This window comes from Actinomadura sp. NPDC048032 (assembly GCF_040653175.1).
Lineage (GTDB): Bacteria > Actinomycetota > Actinomycetes > Streptosporangiales > Streptosporangiaceae > Spirillospora > Spirillospora verrucosospora.
Map to the genome: position 1 here is coordinate 1 of NZ_JBEZJP010000385.1, position 7,977 is coordinate 7,977.

General features: G+C 70.3%; 11 protein-coding genes and 1 pseudogene. 8 read left to right on the top strand and 4 right to left on the bottom strand.

Annotated elements, in window-relative coordinates; genetic code table 11:
- The 3 genes from AB0C69_RS33740 to AB0C69_RS33750 all read left to right on the top strand — a co-directional run.
- The coding region (locus AB0C69_RS33740) for a hypothetical protein (protein ID WP_360358981.1) at nt 1-295 on the top strand (295 nt) is incomplete at its 5' end.
- 134 nt (nt 296-429) lie between these two features.
- Complete coding sequence (locus tag AB0C69_RS33745) at nt 430-597, top strand: hypothetical protein (RefSeq protein ID WP_360358983.1); 168 nt, start codon at nt 430-432, stop codon at nt 595-597.
- Between the two features lie 158 nt (nt 598-755).
- Nucleotides 756-1,106 carry a hypothetical protein gene (locus AB0C69_RS33750; RefSeq protein WP_360358985.1) on the top strand — a complete coding sequence of 117 codons (351 nt, stop codon included), beginning with the start codon at nt 756-758 and terminating at the stop codon, nt 1,104-1,106.
- Here AB0C69_RS33750 and AB0C69_RS33755 read toward each other — a convergent pair.
- The 4 genes and pseudogenes from AB0C69_RS33755 to AB0C69_RS33770 all read right to left on the bottom strand — a co-directional run bounded on the left by AB0C69_RS33755 (nt 1,103) and on the right by AB0C69_RS33770 (nt 4,420).
- A complete protein-coding gene (locus AB0C69_RS33755; RefSeq protein WP_345181903.1) occupies nt 1,103-1,486 on the bottom strand; it encodes a peptidase inhibitor family I36 protein in 384 nt (127 codons plus the stop codon). The genes AB0C69_RS33750 and AB0C69_RS33755 overlap by 4 nt on opposite strands.
- Nucleotides 1,487-2,156: 670 nt before the next feature.
- Nucleotides 2,157-2,291 (bottom strand): annotated as a pseudogene (locus AB0C69_RS33760) (glycosyltransferase family 2 protein); the annotation flags it as partial.
- Nucleotides 2,292-2,809: 518 nt separating this feature from the next.
- Complete coding sequence (locus AB0C69_RS33765; RefSeq protein WP_360358987.1) at nt 2,810-3,010, bottom strand: hypothetical protein; 201 nt, start codon at nt 3,008-3,010, stop codon at nt 2,810-2,812.
- A gap of 330 nt (nt 3,011-3,340) precedes the next feature.
- A complete protein-coding gene (locus AB0C69_RS33770) occupies nt 3,341-4,420 on the bottom strand; it encodes a Gfo/Idh/MocA family oxidoreductase (RefSeq protein WP_360358989.1) in 1,080 nt (359 codons plus the stop codon).
- 113 nt (nt 4,421-4,533) lie between these two features.
- On the opposite strand from AB0C69_RS33770, the gene AB0C69_RS33775 reads away from it, so the two are divergent.
- The 5 genes from AB0C69_RS33775 to AB0C69_RS33795 all read left to right on the top strand — a co-directional run.
- Nucleotides 4,534-5,112, top strand: coding sequence for a TetR/AcrR family transcriptional regulator (locus tag AB0C69_RS33775; RefSeq protein ID WP_360358991.1), 579 nt, complete (start codon nt 4,534-4,536; stop codon nt 5,110-5,112).
- Between the two features lie 381 nt (nt 5,113-5,493).
- Nucleotides 5,494-6,252, top strand: a complete 759-nt coding sequence (locus AB0C69_RS33780) for an SDR family oxidoreductase (RefSeq protein WP_360358993.1) — start codon at nt 5,494-5,496, stop codon at nt 6,250-6,252.
- A gap of 36 nt (nt 6,253-6,288) precedes the next feature.
- Complete coding sequence (locus AB0C69_RS33785; protein WP_360358996.1) at nt 6,289-6,726, top strand: cupin domain-containing protein; 438 nt, start codon at nt 6,289-6,291, stop codon at nt 6,724-6,726.
- A gap of 71 nt (nt 6,727-6,797) precedes the next feature.
- Nucleotides 6,798-7,658: a methyltransferase domain-containing protein gene (locus AB0C69_RS33790; protein WP_360358998.1), complete on the top strand. Its 861-nt coding sequence runs from the start codon at nt 6,798-6,800 to the stop codon at nt 7,656-7,658.
- Between the two features lie 38 nt (nt 7,659-7,696).
- The coding region (locus AB0C69_RS33795; protein WP_360359000.1) for a ferritin-like domain-containing protein at nt 7,697-7,977 on the top strand (281 nt) is incomplete at its 3' end.

The following is a 7,977-nucleotide window of genomic DNA, read 5'->3' on the forward strand; positions in this document are numbered from 1 at the left end:
GTGGAAGCGGCGCCGCCGGAGGACCGCCCGCGACTCGATCATGACGATCTCGGCGTCCGGCCGCAGGAAGTGCGGGCCCAGCTGGTCACCGTCCGACGCCGCGCAGGCCCGCGCCGACCTGCAGGCCGCCCGCGCGGCCGCCGACGCGGCGATGAACGAGGTGCGGCGCCAGCTGGAGGAAGCGCGCGCCGAGGCCCGCACGCAGCGCGAACGCGCGGCCGCCGCCGAGCAACGCGCCCAGACCGCCGAGCACGCCGCCGAACAGGCCGCGCGCGCGGCGCCCGACGGCCGATGATGGCTGACTACCCCCGGTAGCTTGCACAGAGACAATCGGAGGCCCGATGACCCTCTCCCCTACCCCCCGGATCGTCTCCGCCTCCCACCGACCCGCCGCTCGGCGCGCTGACCGGGACGGCCGGACTACCGGAGGTGCCCTGCCCGGACCTGCGCTGCCGGTCGTGCGGTGAGCCGCGCATGCTGGACGTGGCCAGCGCATGGCTGGCCTGCGGGAACCCGGTTTGCTGCACGTGGCCGGCGGCCAACCAGCTCGTGTGCGGGACCGGCGGGCTGCTGTGGGGGGCGGCAGCGCTGGCCTAGCGCCGTACGGCGGGCTGGCGGTGCGCGCACTGCGGTGACTCGCCCGCGGGGGACGCAGCCCGCTGGGGCGTCTACGCCACGTATGTCGCGATCGCCGTACCGCTGATCTACACGGCCACGCCCTGGGCCTGAGAGTTCCATATCTCAGGGAGACGCACATGATCAGGTGGGCAGGTCTGCTTCTCATCCTGCTGGGTGCCGGGCACACACTCGGCGGGCTGCTACTGACGGCGGGACGCCATGCCGACTCGTGGTTCACCGGTCGGCTGTGGCGGCCGGAGGAGGGAATCACCGACATGAGCTCGGCCATGGCCGCGTTCTGGCTGACGCTGGGCAGCTTCGGCGTCCCGCTCGCCGTGGTCGGCATGATCGTTCTGTGGTTGGACCGCCGAGGCTTGGGTTCGGGGGCTGGTTGTCGTGTTCCGGGCCGTCGTCCCCCGGTGCGCGTTCTGCTTGTTCGTCTGAGCGGCCCGGAGACGCCGGACGTCAGCGGGCCGCATGATTCCTAGACGAAACGGAACGATGCGTTGTCGTTCAACGTGTAGTTCAGATTGCGCCAGCTCTGGTATCCGACCCAGTCGCACGAGCCGTTGTACCACTCGCTGTAGCAGACGTGCACGTTCAGGCCGGTTCTGTTCCACACGGAAGCGGCGTTGTTCTTGACCCCTTGTCCCTGGCCGGGAGCGGGCGAGATGAATCTGTAGGGCGCGAAGTCGCCGACCGGGGCGGAGAAGTCCGACAGGGATCCCCACAGGTTGCTCCCCCAGAAGAAGCAGACTTCGCCGGGTTCGCAGACGCCGTTCTGGGCTGCTGCTTGGGCGGTTCCGGTGACGCCGACCGTAAGAGCGCCGGCGAGCACTCCTACTGCGGCCATGCTGCGCATGCGCATGGGTTTTCCTTCTTTCGGGCGTGGTTGTTCGTGGAATCGGATCGGGCCGGGTCTTGCTCGGGACATCGCGTACGTGTCGACACGAGCTGCTAGATCACAAATGGATTGGTGGGCGTTGTCCGACCAGAGGTGATGAGTCCGTTCGTGGTCCCTGCCCGGCGGGGCGGCAACCGGTCTGTCGGGGCTGGTCCATGCCGTGACGGGGCAGGCGGAGGAACGGATTCATGCTGAGCGAGAAGGGGGGGTTTCGGTTGCGACTGCTGTGGATTTTGAGACACGACACACTGCACTGTCAATAGTGAGCCACAAAGGATCAAGAAGTTCTCGCCGGTCAGGGCTGTGCGAGCTTCTCGGCCCTGCCGCTGCGGCGCGAGCGATGGCATGCCGCCCCCATGTCGACGGTGACGCTATAAAGCCAGGTCATAGGCCCGTGAGCTGTGACGAGCGGGTCCCGGCGCCGCATCGCCTCGCTGGTCGAGCGGCCCCCACCCAGGTCGAGAACCGCGTCCTCGCCGAGCTCGCCGGCAACGTCTTCGACCGCTGACCCGCCTCTTGCCTCGAACCCTTGGGGCAGTCCGTCCACCACCGTGACGGGGTTGACGGGCCGGCCGCCTGAGGGGCCTTCTTCTTCCGGTTGGCGGCCTGGTCCCTCTTCTCGGGAATGACTCGCGGTCTTCGCCCCTAAACCCGCGGCGAGCAGGAGCGCGGCGTCGAACGCGGCGCGGGTCAGGCAGCGCTGCCCGTTCAGGGGCGTGGTGGTCTCCCAGCCGGTGGCGCGGCGGATCCCGTCGCGCGACAGCCGCACTCGTCGAGGCCGCCACCAGGGACGGCCTCGATGCGCTCATCGCCGAGGCCCGCACGCTCGCCGACGCGAGGGATCCGCTGGATGCCCTCACCCACTGGATGCGCAGTGCCGTGGTCCACATCAGCATCTTCCGTGGCCTGGTCGGCATCCTCACCGAGGCGATGTACCACGAGGGCACCCCGTCGCACCTGGCGTGTACGGCGATGCACCGTTGCGGCACCGACACCACCCTGCACAAGGACAAGCGTATTCAGGCGCAATTCTCGGTACGCGCCGCGGCTCTCACAAATGGTCCCATTCTGAGAAGCGCCCGCTCAGCAGGCCGACAGAGCGCCACGCGGGGCGGATCTCGTCTCACAACTCGTTCTCACACGGTTGGTGCCGATGAGGTCGAGCGCCACCCGTGCCCGCGACGCGCCGTCAAGCCGGGCACTCCGCCGCCGACGCCGATCCCGGCGGACACGCCGAGCGCGGACATCCGCATCGGCTACGCCCGCTGCTCTCACCTGACTCAGGAACTACAGTCTCAACTCGATGCCCTGGCCGCGGCTGGCATCCCGCGCGAGAAGATCTTCGCCGAGAAAGTCTCCGTTCGCGTTCTTCGCCGCGATGGCCGAAACCGCACGCGAGAACATCCGCGAAGCCACCCTGGAAGGCCTGAACGCCGCCGCCCGCAAAGGAAACCACGGCGGCCGACCCCCGGTGATCACCGAGAACATGCTGCACACCGTGCTCCGCCGCCGCGCCCGCGGCGAATCCGTCGAAAACATTCGGCCAGACCTGATCATCCCACCGGCAAACGCAAAGGGCAAAGCCCGAGCCCTGCCAGCATCTACCGAGCGCTGGCCGAACACGACAAGCGCCAGCGCCTCCCCGATACGGTGGAACAAGCCCACGCCGATTTCACCGCCCTACAGGCCCCCGCCTGACCGGCATCTACGAGAGACCACGGGAGGTTTCTGGCGTATTCCGATCCCGCCCCTACGAAGAACTCCGCGCCGTCGGAATCGGGCATCAGCGCCCAGCCGCCGTTGCCAGTGCCGGGTGAGTTAGGAGATTTCCTGGGCGGTTCCATCGGCTGCGGACCGTTCGATGGCGGCGAGGAGCCGGTGGTGGCGCAGGGCTGTCTCGAAATTGGGGTGTGGCTGCCGGTCTTCTTCGATGGCCCGGGCGACTTCCTGGTAGAGGGCCGCGATGTTGGCCGGGGGGCCGGACCGGATGCCGGCGGGGATAGTGCGATAGGTGTCGGGCACCGCGAGTACGTCGTCTCCGATCCTGATGTTCCAGTCGTTCCAGTGGATGTACGTCTCGCGCTGGGCCGGGGTGGCGGTCAGTGTTGCGGCGCTGCCGACGAGTTTGAGCGCGAACGCGTCTTGGATGGGTCCGTTGCCGCCGTGAATGGCGACGGAGGCGGTGGCGCCGCTGGTCAGCAGTCCGTGCAGCAGCACGTGGCTGGGCGTGAAGTTGGGCGCGGTCTGTTCCGTCCCGGCGACCCGCACGCGGTCGTGCGTGCGGGGCAGCCGTGCCGAGACCTCGGCCAGCGGTCCCGCCACCCGTTCGAGTGTGGCCAGGAAGTGGCCGGCCATGATGGTCAGGATGTTGGTTCCCTCTGAGGGGTCGAGGCCGAATACCAGGTTCGGCCAGATTTGACTGCCACCCCAGGGTGCGCCCTCGGCCACCAGTGCGACCGATTCGAGCGTGCCGATCCGGCCTTCGGCCAACAGGTCGGCGGCAAAGCGCACGCTCGGCGAGTGGTGCCCCTGGAGGACGACCGCATGAATAACGCCTGCGGCAGTGGCGGCCTCGGTCAGCTCGCTCGCTTCGTCGGCGTCGACACCCAACGGCCACTCGGACACGACGTGCTTGCCGGCCTTGAGCGCGGCCCTGATCACGGCGGCATGCCCGGACGCCTTTACCGAGACGACGACCAGGTCGACCTCGGGGTGCGCCGCGAGCTCGCCCGCGTCGGCGAAGGCGTGCCGCACGCCATGGGCGGCGGCCGCCCGGTCCGCGCTGGCCTGATGGGTGGTCGCGACCGCGGTCACCTCGAACTCCTCAAGCGCGGCCAGTGCGGGTAGGTGCGAGCCGTCCGCCCAACCGCTGGCTCCGACAACTCCGACTCGGATCATGCGTCACCCCTCAGTTATGTACCTTGCGGTATGAAACTAGGACAGTGCGACGCTCTCACGCAAGAGGTAACGTACCGAAAGGTATAGAACTGGGTCAGAGTAGGGAGGACGGTATGCCCGGCGGACGCCCACGCTCGTTCGACGCAGACGCCGCACTTGACCGCGCGCTGGAGGTGTTCTGGCGGCATGGCTACGAGGGCACCTCGCTGACCGACCTGACCGCCGCGATGGGCATCAACAAGCCCAGCCTCTATGCCGCCTTCGGCAACAAGGAAGAACTGTTCGCCAAGGTCCTGGCCCGCTACCTCACCGGCCCCGGCGCCTACACCGCCTACGCGCTGGACGCTCCCACCGGCCGCGAGGTCGTCGAGCGGCTGATCCGCGGGGCGGTGACACTGACCGCGGGCGAGCACACGCCCCACGGCTGCCTGTGCGTCAATAGCGTGCACGCCCGCGGCCCGGAGGCGCACACCGTACGCCAGGACGCCGTCGCGGCGCGCAAAGCCGGTGAGGCGGCGCTGCGCAGGCGGCTGGAGCAGGCCGCCGACCTGCCCTCTCACTACGAACCGGCCGCCCTGGCCGCCCTCGTCCACACGATCTCCGACGGCATCGCCGTCCAGGCGGCAGCCGGCCGCAGCCACGACGAGCTACGGCAGATCGGCGACCTGGCGCTGCGCGCCCTGTTGGACTGAAAGCCCTCAGACCGCCGCCGCTTCACTTCTCGAGGCCCCGCTCCGCTCACCTGTTCGTCACCCGCACCGGCCGGCGCGTCGACGACCAGGGGAAGACCTGTAGGAACGGGACGAGCCCAGACGGGGCGTGCCTGCGGTGCGGCTCGTCGACCGCGCGGTTATCCGGATACGGCATGCGGCGCCGCCTGCTCGTGGCACGGTCTCGCTTCCGTCGTCGTATGGGCTCGTCCGGCTGCGGAGGGAAGCGAGGGCCCGGCTTTGTGACGGCCGCGTCGGGCAGGCTCCGGAGATCTTCGCGGGAGCTGTCACAGCCAGGACGAGTGCCCTGTCTTAGCTGTCGACCGGGCTGCGACCGACGGCCCGGCGGACAGGAGGGCACTCATGAAGATCGTGGTTATCGGCGGCACCGGCCTGATCGGTTCGAAGGCCGTGGAGATGCTCCGCCAGCACGGGCACGAGGCGGTGCCGGCCGCGCCGAACACGGGCGTGGACACGCTCACGGGCGAGGGACTGGCCGAGGTGCTGGAGGGCGCGTCCGTGGTCATCGACGTGTCGAACTCGCCGTCCTTCGAGGACGCGGCGGTGCTGGACTTCTTCACGACCTCGACCGGCAACCTGCTTGAGGCGGAGAAGAAGGCGGGCGTGGGCCACCACGTCGCGCTGACGATCGTGAACACCGACCGGCGGCCCGACATCGGCTACTTCCGGGCGAAGGTCGCGCAGGAGAAGCTGATCGAGGCGTCGCCGATCCCGTTCTCGCTGATCCACGCGACGCAGTTCTTCGAGTTCGGCCGCCGGATCGCCGACGAGGCCGCCGCCGGCGGCGACACGGTCCCGATGCCGCCGGTGCTGTTCCAGCCCATCGCGGGCGAGGAGGTGTCCCGGACGGTCGCGCGGACCGCGGCGGGCGCGCCGCTGAACGGCCGCCTCCAGATCGCCGGCCCCGAGGTGTCGCGGATGGACGAGTTCTTCCGCAAGGCGCTGGCCGCGTGGGGCGACCCGCGCGAGGTCGTCACCGACCCGCACGCGCACTACTTCGGCGCCGAGATGCGCGAGCGCGACCTCGTGCCGGACGAGGGCGCCGCGACCCTCGGCGAGATCACGTACGTCGACTGGCTGGCCGCGAACCCCGTCAAGTGACCCCCGTCCGCACCGACGAGACTAGGAGGCACCACCATGCCCGGCCCTGACGCCACCGCCGCCGAGCCGAAGCCCAGATCGACCGCGTGGCAGACCGCGCTCACCACCGTCCAGGAGGTCGAGTCGCCCTTCATCCCGGCCGGCGCGCACGCCATGACCGTGGTCATCGAGTACCCGCCCGGCGACCCCGGCGCGCCGCCGCACCGGCATCCCGGCCCTGCGTTCGGCTACGTGCTGGAGGGCGAGATGCTGATGGAGCTCGAAGGGCAGGCGCCCCGGCCCATCCCGGCCGGTGAGGCGTTCTGGGAGCCCGGCGGCGACGTCATCCACTACCAGGACGGCAACAACCGCGACGACATGCCGGTCCGGTTCGTCGTCACCATGTTCTGCGAGCCCGGCAAGCCGATGCTGACCCTCGTGGACGAGACCGAACTCGCCGAACGCGCACACCTGCGGGTCTCCGAAGATTCCTGACCATCCGCGAGATGCCCGACGTTCGGCCGTCGGAGAACCGCCGCGTCCGATCCGTACGGGGGAGGCTCCTCATGACCGCATCGGCGATGGTCGCCGAGTTCGATGACGTCGCCGGGTGGACCGCCGACGCCGTCGAGCGGCTCGGGGAGCGGTACGCGATCCCGGCCGCGTGCCGCGCCGCGGCCCGGCTGTTCGGGCTGCCGGTCGTCGCGGCGAACGGCGCCCGGATCCCGCTGCGGGCCGGGTCGGTCGACGCCGCCTGGTGCCTGGGGGTGCTGGACACCGTCCGCGACAAGGCCGCAGTCCTCCGCGAGATCCACCGGGTGCTGCCGCCCGGTGCGCCGCTGGGGCTCCTGGTCATCGTCGCCCGGGCCCCCAGGGTCCCGGGCCCGGAGGGCAACCTCTTCCCGACCCGGCGGGCGCTCGCCGGTCTGCTCGACGCCGCGGGCTTCGAGGTGGTCGAGCAGACCGACCGGCCCGGCGACGCGCCGCTGTCGTGGAAGCGACGCGTCGAGCGGGTCGCCGCCGCCGTCGCGGGCCGGCACCGAGCCGACCGCGCCCACGCTCTGGCCGCCCGCCAGAGCGAGACCTTCACCCGCCTGTTCGCCTCCGGGCAGATCTCCGTGCGGCTGGTCCACGCGACCAGGCGTCCGGCCGGGCGGCCATCCGAACGATCCGCGCATGGAGGACCGATGAGCACCCCGACCGGCGACGAGTTCGAGATCGAGTTCGAGGCGGAGGTCGAGGCCGAACTGGAGCTGGCCAAGGCGAGCGACCCGGCGCGGGTCGCGGCGCAGCCGGTCTCCGAGTGGCTGTTCGACCCAGCCGAGGCCGAGGCGGAGGAGGTCGAGCTCCGCAACCTGCTCGGCGCGGCCGAGGAACTGGAGTCCGGTTTCCGGTCCTGGGGGCACGGCCCCGGCGAAGGCGCCTGACCCCTGCCCCACCTCACGACATCCGAAGCGAGGCACTCATGAACCACCCACCCGGGCGGCAGCATGCCCCCGTCCCCGTCCCGTCGACCGGAATCGCCACGCTCGACGATCTCCGCGAGCACCTGCAGTGGGCGATCGAGCTGGAGCACGCGACCCTGCCGCCGTACCTGTGCGCGCTCTACTCGCTCGACCCGGAACGCAACCCCGAGGGCGCGGAGGCGGTGGCGGGCGTCTTCATCGAGGAGATGCTGCACCTGGTGCTGGCGGCGAACCTGCTCAACGCCGTCGGCGGGAGCCCGCGGCTGGACGCGCCGGAGCT

Coding starts and splice junctions, on each gene's coding strand:
- AB0C69_RS33750 (WP_360358985.1), top strand. CDS start 756: ATGATCAGGTGGGCAGGTCTGCTTCTCATCCTGCTGGGTGCCGGGCAC.
- AB0C69_RS33755 (WP_345181903.1), bottom strand. CDS start 1,486: ATGCGCATGCGCAGCATGGCCGCAGTAGGAGTGCTCGCCGGCGCTCTT.
- AB0C69_RS33765 (WP_360358987.1), bottom strand. CDS start 3,010: ATGTTCTCGGTGATCACCGGGGGTCGGCCGCCGTGGTTTCCTTTGCGG.
- AB0C69_RS33770 (WP_360358989.1), bottom strand. CDS start 4,420: ATGATCCGAGTCGGAGTTGTCGGAGCCAGCGGTTGGGCGGACGGCTCG.
- AB0C69_RS33775 (WP_360358991.1), top strand. CDS start 4,534: ATGCCCGGCGGACGCCCACGCTCGTTCGACGCAGACGCCGCACTTGAC.
- AB0C69_RS33780 (WP_360358993.1), top strand. CDS start 5,494: ATGAAGATCGTGGTTATCGGCGGCACCGGCCTGATCGGTTCGAAGGCC.
- AB0C69_RS33785 (WP_360358996.1), top strand. CDS start 6,289: ATGCCCGGCCCTGACGCCACCGCCGCCGAGCCGAAGCCCAGATCGACC.
- AB0C69_RS33790 (WP_360358998.1), top strand. CDS start 6,798: ATGACCGCATCGGCGATGGTCGCCGAGTTCGATGACGTCGCCGGGTGG.